The sequence below is a fragment of the Peribacillus sp. B-H-3 genome, assembly GCF_048572925.1.
Taxonomy (GTDB): domain Bacteria; phylum Bacillota; class Bacilli; order Bacillales; family DSM-1321; genus Peribacillus.
Genome location: NZ_CP183879.1, coordinates 4,579,916 through 4,597,301, shown reverse-complemented (window position 1 = coordinate 4,597,301; position 17,386 = coordinate 4,579,916). Strand labels below are relative to the sequence as shown.

Below are 17,386 nucleotides of genomic sequence, written 5' to 3'. Positions count from 1 at the left end.
AGTTGAGGATTGAGGAATTTTCAGAAGGAATATCTTTAAAGCGTTCTGTTGATTCAGGTACAGCAGAGCAGCGGAGAGTAGTTCAGGAAATTATCGATGGCGTGAGGACCGGCGGAGATGGTGCATTGCTGCGGTATACCGAGAAATTTGACGGTGTTTTTCCAGATAGTTTAAGGGTGACCGAAGAAGAGATGAATGAAGCTTATGGAGCTTTGAGCGAAGAGGAAATTTCCATCATCCGCGAAGCTGCTGACAATATTCGTTCTTTCCACCAAAAGCAAGTCCGCAATTCCTGGATCACGACAGATGAAACCGGATCATTGCTCGGGCAAAAAATCACCCCGCTTGATGCGGTGGGAGTGTATGTGCCAGGAGGGACTGCGACCTATCCATCATCCGTACTCATGAATGTAATACCGGCCATTGCTGCAGGGGTGGAGCGGATTGTGATGGTATCGCCGCCTGGAAAAGACGGGAAGCTGAATGCTGCGGTTCTTGCGGCTGCATTAATTGCTGGAGTTACAGAAATATACAAAGCTGGCGGGGCACAGGTTATTGCAGCTCTTGCCTACGGAACAGAGACAATCAAGAAGGTTGATAAAATTGTAGGACCGGGTAATATCTATGTGGCCCTTGCTAAAAGAGAAGTGTTCGGGGACGTAGCGATTGATATGATTGCCGGACCGAGCGAGATTGCGGTACTGGCTGATGAAACGGCCTCAGCAAACGAAATTGCGGCAGATTTGCTTTCACAGGCAGAACATGACACAAGAGCCTGCAGTGTGTTAATTACAACCTCCATGGAGCTGGCAAATCAGGCTGTACTCGAAGTGGAAAGCCAGCTTGAAAGCCTGCCAAGAAAAGATATAGCAGAAGCAGCCATTCGCGATTACGGAAGAGTGATCGTCTGCAGCGGATTAAACGAAGCTATTGCTGCCGTAAATGAACTGGCGCCGGAGCATTTGGAAATACTGACGGCTGAACCTATGGAAGTGATGGCAAAAATCCGCCACGCGGGGGCCATTTTTATTGGCCGCTTCAGCTCTGAACCTGTTGGGGATTACTTTGCTGGGCCAAACCATGTACTTCCGACAAATGGCACAGCCAGATTTTCAAGTCCGCTGAATGTAGACGACTTTCAAAAAAAATCAAGCATCATCAAATACAGTGAAGAAGCATTCCAGAAAAATCAAGCAAAAATCACTGCGTTTGCACGCCTGGAAGGACTCGAAGCACACGCACGTGCCATCGAAGCGCGCAAACCGGGAAATGGGGTCTGACCCCAGGGCGGTATGCGAAATAGCAGGTACACCAAGGGTTTTGGTGCTGGGAGTTATTTGGGAAATGGGGTCTGACCCCAAAAAGGGACCAAGAAGGAGGATGTGTGATGGAGCGTTCAGGGTTTGTGGAGAGGAAGACGAGTGAGACGTTTGTGAGGCTTGAGCTGGGGATTGATGGTGAAGGGAATGCTTCGATTGAGACGGGTGTTCCTTTTATGACACATATGCTGGATTTATTCACGAAGCATGGCCACTTTGATTTGAATGTTGATGCAAAGGGCGATATTGAAGTGGATGACCACCATACAACAGAGGATATCGGCATTTGCCTGGGACAGGCGTTCTTGGAGGCGCTTGGCGATAAAAAGGGGATAAAGCGCTATGGAAATGCATTCGTGCCTATGGATGAAGCATTGGCGCAGGTTGTTGTTGATTTGAGCAACAGGCCGCATCTGGAGTTTCGTGCGGAATTCCCTTCGCAGAAGGTCGGCACCTTTGATACAGAGCTAGTGCATGAATTTCTATGGAAGCTGGCGCTTGAGGCAAGAATGAATCTGCATGTTATCGTTCATTACGGCCAAAACACACACCATATGATTGAAGCGGTATTCAAAGCTTTAGGCAGGGCACTAAACGAGGCATCTTCCATAGATCCGCAGGTGAAAGGCATTCCTTCCACGAAAGGGATGTTGTAAAATGATCGGCATTGTCGACTATGGCATGGGGAATTTATTCAGCGTCAGTAAGGCGCTGGAAAGACTCGGGGCTGTTTCATTCATTTCTGATGATCCAAAGCAGCTTTCAAAATCATCAGGCATCATTCTTCCTGGTGTCGGGTCCTTCAAGGATGCCATGGGCCTTCTTAATGAACAAAAGCTAACTGGCTTTTTGCAGGAATATGCCAATCGTGGCGGATGGCTGCTTGGCATTTGCCTCGGCATGCAGCTGCTGTTTGAAAGCAGCGAAGAAAATGGAAATACAAAAGGCCTTTCTTTGCTGCCTGGAGATGTAATCCGATTTCATGGAACGGACAGTGAGGGTGCTTCATACAAAGTCCCTCATATGGGCTGGAATCAGCTTGCTTTCCGCGGAGAGTCCTCGATACTGGCAGGGCTTAAGGAAGATTATGTATACTTCGTCCATTCCTATTATGTTCGCACAAAGGATGCGGAAGTGGTCAAAGCATCCGCAAAATATGATGTGGATGTACCGGCGGTTGTCGGCAAAGGAAATGTTTTCGGCATGCAATTTCACCCGGAAAAAAGCGGGGATATGGGCATGTCGCTTTTGAAAAATTACCTAAAATTAGTGGAGGGGAGAGTTTGGGCATGACGGCTTTTACGATATATCCTGCAATTGATATGCGCGGCGGAAAATGCGTCCGCCTGATTCAGGGAGATTACAGTCAGGAAACGGTTTATGGAAACTCTCCTTTTGATATGGCCAAGTCCTTTGCCGGGCAAGGTGCGGAATGGATCCATATGGTCGACCTTGATGGCGCAAAAGCGGGCGAGAAGAAAAATGATGCGTTTGTGATTAAAGCAGCTAATGAACTTCAGGCCAAGATCCAGATAGGCGGGGGAATACGGAGTGAGCGGGACGTGGCCCATTACCTTGAGAATGGAATTCAGAGAGTGATTCTTGGCAGTGCTGCTGTTTCAGATCCTTCTTTTACAAAGGAAATGATCCGGCGTTATGGAAGCCGAATTGCAATTGGCATAGATGCTAAGGACGGCATGGCGGCAACCCACGGCTGGCTCCAGACTTCAGAAACAAAGGCAGTCGAGCTTGGAAAAGCGCTGGCTGATGCAGGAGCTGAAGTTTTCATAGTGACAGATATTGCAACAGATGGCATGCTTTCCGGTCCGAATATCGGGGGAATTGTAACGATGGCTGAAGAAACAGGAAAGCAGGTCATCGCATCAGGCGGCATCAGCTCACTTGAAGACATTGCGGCCCTAAGGGAGTATCAGGCGAATGGCGTGACAGGGGCCATTATTGGAAAAGCGCTGTATACGAACCGTTTTACAGTCCGTGATGCATTAAAAAGGGTGAGTGATTGAATGCTGACAAAAAGAATCATTCCATGCCTGGATGTGAAGGATGGAAGAGTTGTCAAAGGTGTGCAATTTGTATCGCTTAGAGACGCTGGAGATCCTGTGGAATTAGCTGGGTTTTACGATAAAGAAGGTGCGGACGAACTGGTTTTTCTTGATATTTCTGCTTCCCATGAAGGACGCCAGACGATGGCGGAAGTGGTCAAATCAGTCGCTGCAAGTCTTGCCATTCCATTCACTGTTGGCGGAGGCATCAATTCGCTTGAAGATATGAAAAGAATCCTGCGTGCCGGTGCGGATAAAGTTTCCTTAAATACAGCAGCAGTATTGAGGCCAAAGCTGATTAATGAAGGTGCAGATTACTTCGGTTCACAGTGCATCGTGATTGCCATTGATGCCCGCTTTGATGAAGAGCTTGGGTCATGGCGGGTATATACCCATGGAGGAAGGAAGCCTGCTGATTATGAAGCAATAGAGTGGGCCAAAGAAGCTGTAAGACGCGGAGCGGGCGAAATCCTGCTTACAAGCATGGATAATGACGGAGAAAAACAAGGCTTTAACATTCAATTGACGAAGGCGATCAGTGAAGCCGTTCATGTTCCAGTCATTGCCTCAGGAGGCGCTGGTAATGCCAGACATTTCAAGACAGCCTTTCAAGAAGGCAAAGCAGATGCAGCGCTTGCCGCTTCCATTTTTCATTATAAAGAGACATCTGTCAAACAAGTGAAGGATTATCTAAAACAACAAGGGGTGATTGTAAGATGAATGCCGAAATCATTAAATATGATGAAAAAGGACTCGTACCTGCCATTATTCAGAATGCTGAAACAGGGGAAGTTCTGACACTCGCCTATATGAATCAAGAATCTTTGAACTTATCGATTGAAAAAGGGGAGACCTGGTTCTTCAGCCGTTCCCGGAATGAACTTTGGCATAAAGGAGAGACAAGCGGCAATACGCAAAAAATTAAAGAAATCATATATGACTGTGATCAGGATTCCCTTGTCGTAAAGGTCATTCCACAGGGCCCGGCCTGCCACAAAGGAACTCAAAGCTGCTTTACGGAAAAATTGTATGAAAACAAGGAAACCGACTCAGCCGTCCGCCCGGATGCAGCGTTTCTTTTCGAACTTGAATCCTTGATTGAGACCCGCAAGAAGACGATGCCTGAAGGATCGTATACTACGTATCTTTTTAACGAAGGAGTAGATAAGATTCTTAAAAAAGTCGGAGAAGAAGCTTCTGAAGTGATTATTGCCGCCAAAAACCGTGATCACGGGGAGCTTTCGTGGGAGACGGCAGACTTGCTTTATCACCTGCTTGTGCTGCTGCAGGAACAGGAACTTCCGCTTCAGGAAGTACTGTCTGTTTTGAAAAAGAGACATGCCGAAAAAGAATGATGGTCTGAAATAACAAAAAGAAGAGAGGAGCTGATCCTCTCTTCTTTTTGTTTAAAAGGCCTGATAGTCCTGTTTGCTTTTCTCCCTTTCCACCTTGAAGGAGGGGAGTGTCACTTTAAAGAATATTGCATGCACGCCAGCGGCGATTAATAGCCCGCCCACTAAGTCTAGAAATACGTGCTGCTTTACAAATAGAGTCGAAAGAATAATTAAAGCTCCTATCGTATGAATCGTCCATTTCCGGAAGGCTCCTGTTTTCTTAAAGTGGAAGGATGTCATCATGATCAGGCTGGTTGTCAGCACGTGAATGCTCGGGAAACAATTAAAAGGTTCATCGTTGCTGTAAATCAGCGTAACAAGTGCCGATAGCATGCCCTTTCCTTCGACTGAAGGCCGGGGTACGGTAGTCTGGAAGAAGTAATAAATGGCAAAACAAATGATTTCGCCAAGGGCAATGGACCAGATAGTTTTCCAGTACAGGGCCGAATTCTTGTGCCAAAATATAAACAGATAGCCGAAAATAAAGGCATACCAGATGATATAAGGAACAATGAAAACAGACAGAAACGGAATTTTATCATCAATGGGCATCGATATATTAACAGCCTCACTAGGGTGAGTGTTCAGCCAGGTGTACAGCAGGCTTAAAATAGGAAAAATTAATAATCCGGATAAATCGAATAACTTAAAAAGTGCTTTCTTTGACATAACTTGCTCCTTAAGATAGGAATTTGTTGAACTTTATAGGGTCTGCTCCTCTGAACAGGCGCTTCCGCTTTATATATACATATCCATTATCCCATCTTATTAATCCTATCCACAAGTGTAATGGATAGAAAGGCTTATTTTTTAATTTTTTTGAGGAAGAACTGGATAAAGGAGGGTTTTTTGTTTTAGGGAGCGGGGTGAATAGTGTGTTTGGCTTTTTTTTTTACTGAAACGATTATCCTATGCGGCGGTTCCTTATATCCTCATATATATGGTATACTACTATATCTAAACAACTTGAATGTGGAGGATTTCATGAGCAAAGACTCTAAACTTAGAAAAACTGCTAAAATATTTTCCTTTCATCCGACTGGGGAATATTATTTTACCAAGGGATTAAAAGCCTATCACAGACGTGATTTATATAATGCGAAAAAATACCTGGAACGGGCAATGGAGCTGGAGCCATCAGAACCAATGATTGCCTGCCAGCTCGCCATTACATGTACAGAAATTGGCGAATATGCCTACTCCAATAATCTGCTGGAAAATATACTGGATGTTCTGGATCCTTTCATGACGGAATGCCACTATTTTCTGGCTAATAACTATGCACATCTGGGGATGTTCAAGGAAGCATACCGGCATGCCAGCTCATATCTTAATAAAGAGGAAGACGGAGAGTTCAGCGAGGATGCCGAGGATCTTCTTGATTTGATTACTTTTGAATCAGATGAAACCGAGGAAAGCCTGAACCTGCAGGACGGCCTGATTTTCAAGCAGGAGCAGGCTAAGGAATATCTTGAGGCAGGGAATTTCCCGAAAGCCATTGATGTGCTTAAGGAAACGATCGAGGAGTATCAGGATTATTGGTCTGCATATAACAACCTGGCACTTGCTTATTTTTATCTGGGCAAAATTGATAAAGCATTCGAAACACTTGAAGATGTGCTGGAAAAAAGTCCGGGGAACCTGCATGCATTATGCAACTTGGTTGTTTTCAATCATTATCAGCATAATGAGGATAAGGTCGAGGAATTGGTGGAGGCACTGGACAAAATCAGGCCAATGCTTCTCGAGCAGCGCTTTAAGCTCGGGGCTACCTTCGCTTTAATCGGGAAGTACTCCTTGGCATTTAAGTGGCTGAGGCAGCTGCAAAAGCAGGGGTTTGAAGGAGACGGCACTTTTTATTATTGGCTTGCGGCCTCTGCCTTTCATTTAGGTCATGAAAACACGGCTCACCAGGCCTGGAAGCGCGTGGTGGAAATCAATCCTGAAAAAGAAGGACTTGAACCATGGGGTGACATGAATGCAAGCGTAAATGGCTTTGAGCACCATCTGCCATCCATTATCAAGCGGCTGGAAAGCGACTTTACAGAAGAAAGGCTGTTTGCCATTTTTCTTGCTAAGCATTCTTCCCAAAAAAAGACCATAATGAGGCATCCTGCATTTGTGAAAAACACACTGCTTACAGAGACTGAAAAAGAATACAGGGATTACATTAAAGGGCCGTCTCCGGGCCGGCAGACGCTTCCCGTTGACTTTGCAGACCGGACAGCTGAGCTTTTGTATCAGCATTTCCAGCCGATCCAGCTAGCGGAGGCAGGCTTGTATTTAATGTGGTTTTCCGTATTTCTTGAAGCGGTCGATACAGGACAGAAGCTGACGAATCCGGCAGGCTGGGCTGCAGCGGTCGAATATGCGTGGAATAAGCTTAGAGGTGAAAAGAAAAGCCGGCAGGAAATAGCGGATAAACACTTCATTTCTTCAGCTACTCTTTCCAAGTATGTAAAATTGGTGAATGATCTTTTGCAATGAGCAAAAACTTGGACGTAAATTTATTTGTTATATAGGATAATAGATAGGAAATACTAAAGGCGATACAAAAGCGCAAGCAACTTTTTATACAGGATTATTGCTTGGTGCCGTAAGTTCATCAGGGGTTATTTTTACCGGTGAACAAAATGCCAGGAATTCTGAAGGAGTGAATAAAGTGTCTGAGGAAACCATTTATGACGTGATCATCATCGGTGCCGGCCCAGCCGGAATGACTGCTGCCGTTTATACATCCCGTGCAAACCTTACTACATTAATGCTGGAGCGCGGTGTGCCTGGCGGGCAAATGGCCAACACGGAAGAAGTGGAAAACTACCCTGGTTTTGAAACAATATTAGGGCCTGAGCTTTCTACGAAGATGTTTGACCATGCGAAAAAATTCGGAGCTGAATATGCTTACGGAGATGTTAAGGAAGTTATCGATGGCGAAGAATATAAAACCATCATTGCAGGCTCAAAGGAATATAAAGCCCGCACGATTATTGTAACTGCTGGAGCGGAATACAAAAAAATTGGGGTGCCGGGAGAAAAAGAGCTTGGCGGACGCGGCGTATCTTACTGTGCAGTTTGTGACGGAGCATTTTTTAAACAAAAAGAGCTATTTGTCATTGGCGGGGGAGATTCAGCTGTGGAAGAAGGCGTCTACCTTACCCGATTCGCTTCTAAAGTGACAATCGTGCATCGCCGCGGTGAACTGCGTGCGCAAAAAATTCTTCAGGATCGCGCTTTTGCCAATGAAAAAGTGGGTTTCATCTGGAACCATACACTAAAGTCCATTAATGAAAACAGCGGAAAAGTGGGAAGTGTCACTTTGATTTCAACCGAAAATGGAGAAGAAACTGAGCTTCCTGCAGATGGAGTTTTCATTTATATCGGAATGCTTCCATTGTCTAAGCCTTTCGAAAGCCTTGGCATTACTAATGCGACAGGTTATATCGAAACAAATGAACGCATGGAAACCCGTGTGCCGGGAATTTATGCTGCCGGCGACATCCGCGAAAAAACGCTTCGCCAAATCGTCACTGCTACCGGTGATGGAAGCATAGCTGCCCAAGCGGCCCAGCACTACATTGAAGAGCTGAAGGATAAGCTTAAACTTAAGGCTTAAGCTGGAATGACAGATTCAAAAAAACGTCATAGTGTTTTAACTGCACTGTAACATGGATGAAACATTCCGGGGGTATAGTTAGAGTAGAAATTGACCCCCTTTAATAACTATAAATCCTGGATGGCACAGATATAATCTGTGCCTATTTTTTTTGTATTGTCACTGATTTTCTCCTTTTCCAGAAATAGGCCAAGTTTTTGCCCCATTCATTAATTTCCATTTCTTCTAGCAATGGTTGTTCATTGTGGGAGCATTTTAAAAATAGTATAATAAAAGGAATTCAAGTTGCTCCAACGTTATGAAACAAATGGATTTAATATATACATCATAGGAAAGCGGAACCTGGAAAGAGTCATGGTCAGGCATTTGAGGTGAAAAACATGCAGCGTGTTACGAATTGTGTGCTTGTAAAAGACGATAAAATCCTTCTTTTAAAAAAACCGAGGCGCGGCTGGTGGGTAGCCCCAGGCGGAAAAATGGAACCTGGTGAATCTGTCAGGGATGCCTGTATCCGTGAATATCGGGAAGAAACAGCTGTATATCTAAAAAATCCTTCTTTAAAAGGCATCTTTACTTTCATTATGACAGAGAATGAAAAGGTTCTTTCAGAATGGATGATGTTTACATTCTTTGCTGAAGATTCAGACGGGGTAAACGTTGATGAATGTGAAGAAGGGGAGCTGTACTGGCATCCTTTGGATGATGTGAAAACATTGCCGATGGCTGAAGGCGACCGCCATATCCTTGAATATATGATTCATGGAAGCGGAATTATATACGGTACATTTACGTATACGCCTGAATTCAAGCTTCTTTCATACCGGCTTGATCCGGGCTGATTAAGCCCGAGATAAGAAGTTCGTAAACCGGGGGTTAAATAATGAGTACAGGGTCTAATGAAACACAATTAGTCATCATTACAGGCATGTCAGGGGCCGGAAAGACAGTAGCCATTCAGAGCTTTGAAGATTTAGGTTTTTTCTGTGTGGATAATCTGCCGCCGACCCTGCTTCCTAAATTTTTAGAACTGATGAAGGATTCCGGCAATAAAATGAATAAAGTAGCGCTTGTCATGGATCTTAGAGGCCGTGAATTTTTTGATCATTTATTTAAAGCACTGGACGATCTGGCAGAAGTTTCATGGGTGGTCGCCCAGATCTTATTCCTGGATGCAGATGATCCGGCCCTGGTCCGCAGATATAAAGAAACAAGACGGACTCACCCTCTGGCTCCATCAGGGCTTCCGCTTGAAGGAATTCAAATGGAGAGAAGCCTTCTCGAGGAGATGAAAGGGAGAGCGCAGCTTATATATAACACTTCTCAAATCAAGCCAAGGGAACTGAGGGAAAAGATATTAACGGAGTTTTCGACCAACAAGAAACCCATTTTTACCGTAAATGTCATGTCTTTTGGCTTTAAGCACGGCCTTCCGATCGATGCAGATCTGGTTTTTGATGTGAGGTTTCTGCCTAATCCGCATTATATTGAACATATGCGCCCAAAGACAGGCTTGGATAAAGAGGTGTCAAGCTATGTTTTAAAGTGGAATGAAACGCATAAATTTCTCGAAAAAGTGACAGATTTGCTTGCGTTTATGCTTCCCCAATATAAGAGAGAGGGCAAGTCGCAGCTTGTCATTGCAATAGGATGCACAGGAGGCCAGCACCGGTCAGTAGCGCTGGCGGAGTATATAGCAAATCATTTTGCAGAGGACTATACAACGCAGGTTTCCCATCGCGATATTGAGAAGGGAAAGGGAACAGATCATGCAAACAAGCAAAGTTAAACCAAAGCAGCCTAAGGTTGTCATAATTGGGGGAGGCACAGGTCTCCCTGTACTATTGCGCGGTTTAAAAACCTACCCTGTTGAAATTACATCCATTGTCACGGTTGCTGATGATGGGGGTAGCTCTGGAAGGCTCAGGGATGAAATGGACATACCGGCACCAGGCGACATCAGAAATGTGCTGGCTGCCCTTTCTGACGTCGAGCCCCTGGTCGAGCAAATGTTTCAGCATAGGTTTGCAAGCGCGAATGAATTGGCCGGGCACTCGCTCGGCAATCTGATTCTTGCAGCCATGACCTCCATTACAGGCGACTTTGTCCATGCCATACAGGAAATGTGCAAGGTTCTGAATGTCAGGGGAAAGGTTCTGCCTGCCGCCAATCAGAGTGTGGTCCTGAATGCCGAGATGGAGGATGGAAGCATCGTAACCGGGGAATCTAAAATACCTTTTTCCGGCAAGAAAATCAAAAGGGTATTTTTGACTCCAGTCGATATTCAGCCGCTTAGCGAAACGCTTCAGGAAATTAAACAAGCCGACTTAATTGTAATCGGTCCCGGCAGCCTGTATACCAGCATACTTCCGAACCTTCTTGTGCCTGAAATCGGCAGGGAGGTAATGAAGTCGCATGCCAAAAAGGTGTATGTCTGCAACTTGATGACACAGGCCGGCGAAACTCTTGATTATACCGCGAGCGACCACATTAAAGCGATATATGATCATATGGAAGGTCCGTTTATCGACCGAATCCTTGTGAATAATGAAGAAATACCAGAGGAAGTGCAGCAGAGGTACCAGGAGGAGTTTGCGAAGCCTGTTGTCTATGATGTGGAAAGCCTTAAAAATCTCGGCCTTGAAATTGTCCAGGACCAAATATTCAGCTATGAAGGAAATGCAATCAGGCATAATACTAAAAAAGTGGCTGAATTATTATATAATATGCTAATAGATGAAACTAAACATGGGATGAAACCGTAGAATAGATGGAAGTCCTGCAGTTTTTCCTTCAGGGGAAAAGCAGCTGAGGAATTTTAGGAAAGCCGAGATGCAAACTAATCGGATGGCCCGGTGAGATACGGTTGCCCATAGGGTAAGATACTATGAAATTCGGTTGGGGGCGGAAATCCATGTCGTTTGCTTCAGAAACGAAAAAAGAACTGACAACCATTGACAGCAAGGATTGCTGCGGAAAAGCTGAATTATGCTCGCTCATAAGAATGAACGGCTCTCTATCTTTTTCAAACCGCAAGCTTGTTGTCGATATACAGACGGAAAATGCTGCAATAGCAAGAAGGATCTATACCCTTTTGAAAAAGAGCTATGTTGTCCAGGTAGAACTGCTTGTCCGCAAGAAAATGAAGCTGAAAAAGAATAATGTATATATTGTCAGGATTTCTTCGGGCGGCCAGGCCATTTTGCAGGACTTGAAAATAATGGGTTCGAGCTACGAAATCCAGCATGATATTTCAAAGGAAGTCGTTGGGAAAAAATGCTGCAAGCGCGCCTATTTAAGAGGGGCATTCCTTGCAGGGGGCTCAGTCAATAATCCTGAAACCTCCTCCTACCACCTGGAGATCTTTTCATTATATAAAGAACATAATGATGCCCTTTGTGAGTTAATGAATGAATTTGGGCTGAAGGCGAAAACACTGGAGCGGAAAAAAGGCTTTATTACTTACTTAAAGGAAGCTGAAAAAATTGCTGAATTTCTGAGTATTGCAGGCGCCCATTCAGCATTGCTGAGATTTGAGGATGTAAGGATTGTCCGGGATATGCGCAATTCTGTAAATCGCCTGGTAAACTGTGAAACAGCAAATTTAAATAAAACAATCGGCGCTTCTTTAAGGCAGGTAGAAAATATCCGGCTTATCGATCAGACAGTAGGCTTAAGCATACTTCCCGATAAATTGCGCGAAATAGCGGAATTAAGAGTGGCCTATCAGGATGTTACATTAAAAGAGCTTGGTGAAATGGTATCAGGCGGCATCATCAGCAAGTCGGGCATCAATCACCGTCTGCGCAAAATTGATGAAATTGCTGATAAGTTAAGAGGGGGAGAAGGTCTTTCTGCCCAAAAGATCTAAGAGAAAAGGGAGAGAACGGAAATGATTGAAAAGGAAGTCATGGTCCGCATGAAAACGGGACTGCAAGCGCGTCCGGCAGCATTATTTGTGCAGGAAGCAACTAGCTTCAGCTCCGATGTTTATTTAGAAAAGGACGGCAAAAAAGTGAACGCCAAAAGCATCATGGGCTTAATGAGTCTGGCTGTAAGCTCCGGTTCTTCCATAAAGCTTATCGTGGAAGGCCGCGACGAAGAGGAAGCAGTTGAAGCACTTCAGAAGTTCGTTGAGCAGGAATAATGATAATAAAAAAAGTTTCTCCGGAGTAATCTCCGGAGAAACTTTTTTTTGTAATTTGCTGTGTAATTCAGCGCAATCTGCTGTTACTTTTCTTCTTTTTTGCTTTCAAGCACTTTGCGTGTAATAACCTGGTCGATCAGGCCGTATTCTTTTGCACGGTCAGCTGTCATGAAGTTATCGCGTTCTGTGTCTTTCGCGATTACGTCAAGAGGCTGTCCAGAGCGTTCTGAAAGGATTGTATTTAACTTTTCTCTTAGGAAAAGGATGCGGCGGGCAGCGATTTCAATTTCAGTTGCCTGTCCTTGAGCTCCTCCAAGCGGCTGGTGAATCATGACTTCACTGTTTGGAAGGGCATAACGCTTTCCTTTTTCGCCGGCTGCAAGCAGGAATGCTCCCATTGAAGCGGCCATGCCGATGCATACAGTAGAAACGTTTGGCTTGATGTATTGCATAGTATCATAAATGGCCATGCCTGCCGTAATGCTTCCACCTGGGCTGTTGATGTATAGAGTGATATCCTTATCCGGATTTTCAGCTTCCAGGAACAGCAGCTGGGCTACAATGGAATTGGAAACATTATCATCAATCGCACTGCCAAGCATAATGATGCGGTCCTTTAATAGACGTGAATAAATATCGTAGGCACGTTCCCCGCGGCTTGTTTGTTCAATAACTGTAGGAATTAAGTTCATGCTTTTTTCCTCCTTGGTCGTATGTGAATGAAATGGGCTCCAACAGGAACCTTGTATGTATGTATGATACACTTTTTGGTCAATAAAGGTCAAACGAAACGGACTCATTAGACAAAAATTTGTTCGACACTTTCCGGATAGCCCTCAAACCTTGGGAAAATAAGAGGATTCTTGCCGAATTGACCTGAAGAGGTGTCTATGCTGCGAGTAAATAAGGAAGTAATTTCCGCATTAACCATGATACCCATCACGGATATATTTAAACATGGAACCATCTCTTGCAATATAGTTAAAAGTAGAATATAATAAAAAACGTCGTAAAATAATAATTTGCCCTCGTGGTGCAACGGATAGCACGTAAGATTCCGGTTCTTGAGATGTGGGTTCGATTCCTGCCGAGGGCGTCATAATAAGTCAATGAGTTCCTGTGTTTGTATGAGTTTATACAAGCATAGGGACTTTTTTTGTTGGCTTCATTTTAAGTAGGGAAATATTACACGGCTAATAGAATAGGAATATTTAAAGGGGGGGGTGAATGGGTGCTTGAGAAAACTGTCTTACAAAAGCTAAATCTTGAAAAGGATGAGTTAAATTCTTTAGTTGTATTGATGTGCGGAGTAGCGGGATCTGGGAAAACGATATTCTCACAAAAGTTAGAAAAGGAAGGGTTTGTACGTCTTTCTATAGATGAAGAAGTCTGGTCTGCTAATGGCCGTTACGGAATTGATTACACCGTTGAAAAGTATCGGGAGTACTTGGATAAAGCTCACATGAAATTGCGTGATAAACTAGTAAAGTTTATTCTCAATAAGAAGCATGCAGTAGTTGATTCTAGCTTTTGGAGACATTCTGAAAGGGATGAATATAAACAGATCATTGAAACTGCTGGGGGAAGTGGCGTCTTATTTACTTGAAGGTTAATCCTGATGAATTGCGTGAGCGCCTAAGGATAAGAAGTAAACAGTTTGATGCTAATGCTGCTTTTCCAATAACGGAGGAAATATTAGCTTCCTTTCTAAATGGATTTGAAGTTCCGGAAGGTGAAGGAGAAATTGTAATTAAATATTAGAATCTGTTAAAGCTCTTTTCCGCATTACTCCGGCATTGCTCCTGCTAATGGGAAAAATGATATGTGAATGTCATTCCCCCTTTGACTGTTTGCATAGTATAATAGAGGAAGGATAATCAAAAATAGGAGCAGCCATACGGTTTTAAAATATGACTCTGTAAAAGCTTCATGCAGATTGGGCGGAGCGAAATTCGGCATTCCTGCGGGAAAGAGGTCTCTGGACCGCCTGCAGAAGCAAGTGCCTGAAGCGAAAATCCGAAAGCAGATATCTAAAAAAAGTAAGCGTTTCCACATAGAAGTATTTTCTGTGCAAGGCATTAAGGACGAACGGGGGAATGATTTTGAATATGAAGGCGGGGCTCTTTCAGCAGCAGACGCTAAAATTATCCATGACACAGGAATTAAGCCAGGCAATTGCCATTTTGCAATATTCTTCCCAGGAGCTGTCATCGTTTCTCGAAAATAAACTTTTAGAAAATCCTTTACTTACCCTTGAACATAATAGTGCTTTGCCTCATCATGCTGCTTCTGGCCGGAGAAAAAGCAAGCGGATGAGCGTGGATGGCAATACACAGAACTTTATCGAACAGCTTTCTGGAGATGCACCTTCACTGGAAGACTATCTGCTGTCACAAATCAATATAGGTGAATACACCCGAAAACAGCAAAGCATGATGCTGGAATTTATCAGGAATATTGACGAAAACGGCTATATGCGCATTGGGGCTGGAGATATTGCGGAAGCTTATTGTGTGCCCATTGAAGAAGCGGAGAGATGCCTTAAGGCCATTCAGCGCCTGGAGCCGCACGGCATCGGGGCAAGGAGTCTGCAAGAGTGCCTGCTCATACAAGCTGAGTACGAAGATCCTGATTCTCTTGCAAAGCATATTCTTGAGCATCATTTTCTGCTATTTGCAGAGAAGAAATGGAAGGAAATCGCAAAAAAAGAGAGAATTACTTTAAAACAAATTCAGGACGTGTTTGATTATGTACAGTCGCTGAATCCCCGTCCGGGTTCAAGGTTTTTTCAGGATAAGCCTTCCTATATTACTCCAGATGTCGTCGTAGAAGCACGGGATGGGGAGCTGTATGTCAGCCATTATGAAAATGGATTTCAGGAATTGCATGTAAATGAGTTATACCTGAAAAAAATGCAGGGACATCATGATAAAAGCGTGAATCATTTCCTTCGTGAAAAATGGCAGGAATACCAATGGATTTCACGCGGAATTCAGCAGCGCAGGGATACAATATTAAGAGTGATGTCAAAAATTGTAGAATGTCAGCCTGACTGCTTTCATTTCGGGCTTGGACATCTCCGGCCGATGACTATGAAGGAAATATCGGATGAGCTTCAGATCCATGAGTCGACAGTAAGCAGGGCAGTAAAGGATAAATATGTCCAGACGCCATTTGGAACATTTGAAATGAAAACATTTTTTGCGTCTTCACTGCAATCTGCAAACAGCGAGGATATGTCAGGACAGCAGGCCAAAATTGGATTAAAGAGAATCATCGCAAATGAAAGCAAGCTGAAGCCTTTATCAGATCTTGAACTGGCAGAGCTTTTGAAGGAAGAGTGCGGAATTCTTTTATCAAGGAGGACGGTTGCGAAATATCGTGAGCAGCTCGGCATTCCTTCATCTTCAAAAAGAAAAAGATATGAATGAAAGGCTGATTACATTGACACAGGAAAGATTAACACTGTACAGCAGGGAGCGGTGCCCGCTGTGCGATAAAGCAAAGAAGGTTATGGAAGAATTTGAAGCAGATTCAGGCGTTGGCTTTCAGATTATTGATATTCATTCAGATGATGATCTGGTGGAAAAGTACGGTTTAATGATTCCGGTGCTGGCATGGGGATCAGAAATCATCCAGTACGGCAATATAGACAGGGAAAGGCTATATCAGCTTTTTCAGAAAAAATAGGTGTTTATCAGTTGAAGAAAAAAAATATTCCTGTTAAGATATGAATCAAGCAGGTATATTTTTTTGGACCAAGTGGGACAATAAATGACTAAGCGGGACAAAAAACGTCCTAGACTTAAACTGCAAGGAGTTTTACATATATGCGCTCATTGCTGGATATACAAAGAAAATTATTGCCTGATTTTCTTACAGCTATGCAAAAAAGGTATGACATTCTTAGATATATCGGATTTATGCAGCCTGTAGGCCGGAGAAGTCTGGCTGTCTCCCTTAACTTAACTGAACGTGTCTTAAGGAGCGAGGTTGAATTCCTGAAGGACCAGCACTTGATTGAAGTGAATAGTTCAGGCATGCAGCTTTCAGATGAGGGGAAAGATATCCTTGAAAAATTAGAAAGTGTAATGCGGGAAGTAATGGGTATAGACATAATGGAACAGGAACTGAAAAAGGCATTAGAGGTAAAACAGGTCATAATTGTTGCTGGTAACAGCGATCAGTCTCCATGGGCTAAAAGTGAATTAAGCAAAGCCTGTGCAGCATACATGAAAAGTCTGTGGACTGGCAATAATATCATTGCAGTTACGGGCGGATCAACAATGACAGAGGTTGCCAATATGCTTTCGCCTGACCCGGCCAATGAAAAACTAGTGTTTGTGCCTGCCAGGGGCGGCCTTGGAGAAGATGTACAAAATCAGGCGAATACGATTGTTTCGAGAATGGCAGAAAAAGCCCGGGCATCACACAGGGTGCTTTATATTCCTGATCAGGTGAGCAACGAGGCTTATCAGTCATTCATGAAAGATCCAATCATTAAAGACGTTTTATCGCTTATCAAGTCTGCTGATATTGTCCTTCATGGTATTGGCGATGCCATGAGAATGGCGGAGCGGAGAAAAACATCTCCGGAGATCATGGAGGTCTTAAAAGATGGCGAGGCAGTAGGCGAAGCCTTTGGATATTACTTCAATGAAAACGGCGAAGTGGTGCACAAGGTAAAAACAGTGGGAATCCAGCTGGATGACCTTCACGGCCTGAAGAATGTCATAGCGGTGGCAGGCGGGCAGTCCAAAGCCAAAGCCATACGCTCTTATATGAAAAGAGCCCCTGCTTCGACCGTACTGATTACAGATGAAGCAGCAGCACAAGAGTTAATAAAGGGATAA

General features: G+C 44.0%; 20 protein-coding genes and 1 tRNA gene. 19 read left to right on the top strand and 2 right to left on the bottom strand.

From position 1 onward, the window contains the following. Positions 1-2: 2 nt before the first annotated feature. From hisD to hisIE, 6 genes are all read left to right on the top strand, one after another. Entirely contained in the window at positions 3-1,280 is a 1,278-nt protein-coding gene (gene hisD / locus ACN6MY_RS22950; protein ID WP_419882201.1) for a histidinol dehydrogenase, read from the top strand. 107 nt (positions 1,281-1,387) lie between these two features. Next, on the top strand, positions 1,388-1,975 hold the full coding sequence (gene hisB / locus ACN6MY_RS22945) for an imidazoleglycerol-phosphate dehydratase HisB (RefSeq protein WP_071349901.1): 588 nt from the start codon (positions 1,388-1,390) through the stop codon (positions 1,973-1,975). Between the two features lies 1 nt (position 1,976). After that, complete coding sequence (gene hisH, locus ACN6MY_RS22940; RefSeq protein ID WP_419882200.1) at positions 1,977-2,612, top strand: imidazole glycerol phosphate synthase subunit HisH; 636 nt, start codon at positions 1,977-1,979, stop codon at positions 2,610-2,612. Beyond that, positions 2,609-3,343, top strand: a complete 735-nt coding sequence (hisA, locus tag ACN6MY_RS22935; RefSeq protein WP_419884262.1) for a 1-(5-phosphoribosyl)-5-[(5-phosphoribosylamino)methylideneamino]imidazole-4-carboxamide isomerase — start codon at positions 2,609-2,611, stop codon at positions 3,341-3,343. The genes hisH and hisA overlap by 4 nt, the downstream gene beginning before the upstream one ends. Further along, positions 3,344-4,102 carry an imidazole glycerol phosphate synthase subunit HisF gene (hisF, locus tag ACN6MY_RS22930; protein WP_419882199.1) on the top strand — a complete coding sequence of 253 codons (759 nt, stop codon included), beginning with the start codon at positions 3,344-3,346 and terminating at the stop codon, positions 4,100-4,102. It abuts the gene before it with no gap. Beyond that, complete coding sequence (hisIE, locus tag ACN6MY_RS22925; RefSeq protein ID WP_419882198.1) at positions 4,099-4,737, top strand: bifunctional phosphoribosyl-AMP cyclohydrolase/phosphoribosyl-ATP diphosphatase HisIE; 639 nt, start codon at positions 4,099-4,101, stop codon at positions 4,735-4,737. Before hisF ends, hisIE begins: the two co-directional genes overlap by 4 nt. 51 nt (positions 4,738-4,788) lie before the next feature. Here the strand turns inward: hisIE and ACN6MY_RS22920 are convergent, their stop codons facing one another. Continuing rightward, entirely contained in the window at positions 4,789-5,445 is a 657-nt protein-coding gene (locus ACN6MY_RS22920) for a phosphatase PAP2 family protein (protein ID WP_419882197.1), read from the bottom strand. 315 nt (positions 5,446-5,760) lie between these two features. Here ACN6MY_RS22920 and ACN6MY_RS22915 point away from each other — a divergent pair, with 315 nt between their 5' ends. The 7 genes from ACN6MY_RS22915 (at position 5,761) to ACN6MY_RS22885 (ending at position 12,533) form a co-directional block, all read left to right on the top strand. Next, on the top strand, positions 5,761-7,263 hold the full coding sequence (locus tag ACN6MY_RS22915; RefSeq protein WP_419882196.1) for a tetratricopeptide repeat protein: 1,503 nt from the start codon (positions 5,761-5,763) through the stop codon (positions 7,261-7,263). Positions 7,264-7,438: 175 nt separating this feature from the next. Beyond that, positions 7,439-8,389, top strand: coding sequence for a thioredoxin-disulfide reductase (gene trxB / locus ACN6MY_RS22910; RefSeq protein WP_419882195.1), 951 nt, complete (start codon positions 7,439-7,441; stop codon positions 8,387-8,389). A 380-nt stretch (positions 8,390-8,769) separates the two neighbouring features. Beyond that, positions 8,770-9,228, top strand: a complete 459-nt coding sequence (locus ACN6MY_RS22905) for an NUDIX hydrolase (RefSeq protein ID WP_090988780.1) — start codon at positions 8,770-8,772, stop codon at positions 9,226-9,228. A gap of 41 nt (positions 9,229-9,269) precedes the next feature. Continuing rightward, complete coding sequence (gene rapZ, locus ACN6MY_RS22900) at positions 9,270-10,175, top strand: RNase adapter RapZ (protein ID WP_419882194.1); 906 nt, start codon at positions 9,270-9,272, stop codon at positions 10,173-10,175. After that, positions 10,156-11,151 carry a gluconeogenesis factor YvcK family protein gene (locus ACN6MY_RS22895; protein ID WP_071352833.1) on the top strand — a complete coding sequence of 332 codons (996 nt, stop codon included), beginning with the start codon at positions 10,156-10,158 and terminating at the stop codon, positions 11,149-11,151. Before rapZ ends, ACN6MY_RS22895 begins: the two co-directional genes overlap by 20 nt. Positions 11,152-11,300: 149 nt before the next feature. After that, positions 11,301-12,257 carry a DNA-binding protein WhiA gene (gene whiA / locus ACN6MY_RS22890; RefSeq protein WP_419884261.1) on the top strand — a complete coding sequence of 319 codons (957 nt, stop codon included), beginning with the start codon at positions 11,301-11,303 and terminating at the stop codon, positions 12,255-12,257. A gap of 21 nt (positions 12,258-12,278) precedes the next feature. Beyond that, the gene (locus ACN6MY_RS22885; RefSeq protein ID WP_419882193.1) at positions 12,279-12,533 is read left to right on the top strand and encodes an HPr family phosphocarrier protein; all 255 of its coding nucleotides are present in this window, start codon (positions 12,279-12,281) and stop codon (positions 12,531-12,533) included. An 83-nt stretch (positions 12,534-12,616) separates the two neighbouring features. On the opposite strand, the gene clpP is transcribed toward ACN6MY_RS22885, so the two are convergent. Continuing rightward, positions 12,617-13,225, bottom strand: coding sequence for an ATP-dependent Clp endopeptidase proteolytic subunit ClpP (gene clpP / locus ACN6MY_RS22880; RefSeq protein WP_419882192.1), 609 nt, complete (start codon positions 13,223-13,225; stop codon positions 12,617-12,619). 332 nt (positions 13,226-13,557) lie between these two features. Between clpP and ACN6MY_RS22875 the strand changes: the two genes are divergently transcribed. The 6 genes from ACN6MY_RS22875 (at position 13,558) to ACN6MY_RS22850 (ending at position 17,386) form a co-directional block, all read left to right on the top strand. Further along, a tRNA-Arg gene (locus ACN6MY_RS22875) sits at positions 13,558-13,629 on the top strand. A gap of 135 nt (positions 13,630-13,764) precedes the next feature. Next, positions 13,765-14,139, top strand: a complete 375-nt coding sequence (locus tag ACN6MY_RS22870) for an AAA family ATPase (protein WP_419882191.1) — start codon at positions 13,765-13,767, stop codon at positions 14,137-14,139. Further along, the gene (locus ACN6MY_RS22865; RefSeq protein WP_419882190.1) at positions 14,136-14,294 is read left to right on the top strand and encodes a hypothetical protein; all 159 of its coding nucleotides are present in this window, start codon (positions 14,136-14,138) and stop codon (positions 14,292-14,294) included. Before ACN6MY_RS22870 ends, ACN6MY_RS22865 begins: the two co-directional genes overlap by 4 nt. Before the next feature lie 347 nt (positions 14,295-14,641). Continuing rightward, entirely contained in the window at positions 14,642-15,964 is a 1,323-nt protein-coding gene (gene rpoN, locus ACN6MY_RS22860) for an RNA polymerase factor sigma-54 (protein ID WP_419884260.1), read from the top strand. Continuing rightward, on the top strand, positions 15,903-16,223 hold the full coding sequence (locus tag ACN6MY_RS22855) for a glutaredoxin family protein (RefSeq protein ID WP_419882189.1): 321 nt from the start codon (positions 15,903-15,905) through the stop codon (positions 16,221-16,223). Before rpoN ends, ACN6MY_RS22855 begins: the two co-directional genes overlap by 62 nt. Positions 16,224-16,363: 140 nt before the next feature. Next, positions 16,364-17,386: a sugar-binding transcriptional regulator gene (locus tag ACN6MY_RS22850; protein WP_419882188.1), complete on the top strand. Its 1,023-nt coding sequence runs from the start codon at positions 16,364-16,366 to the stop codon at positions 17,384-17,386.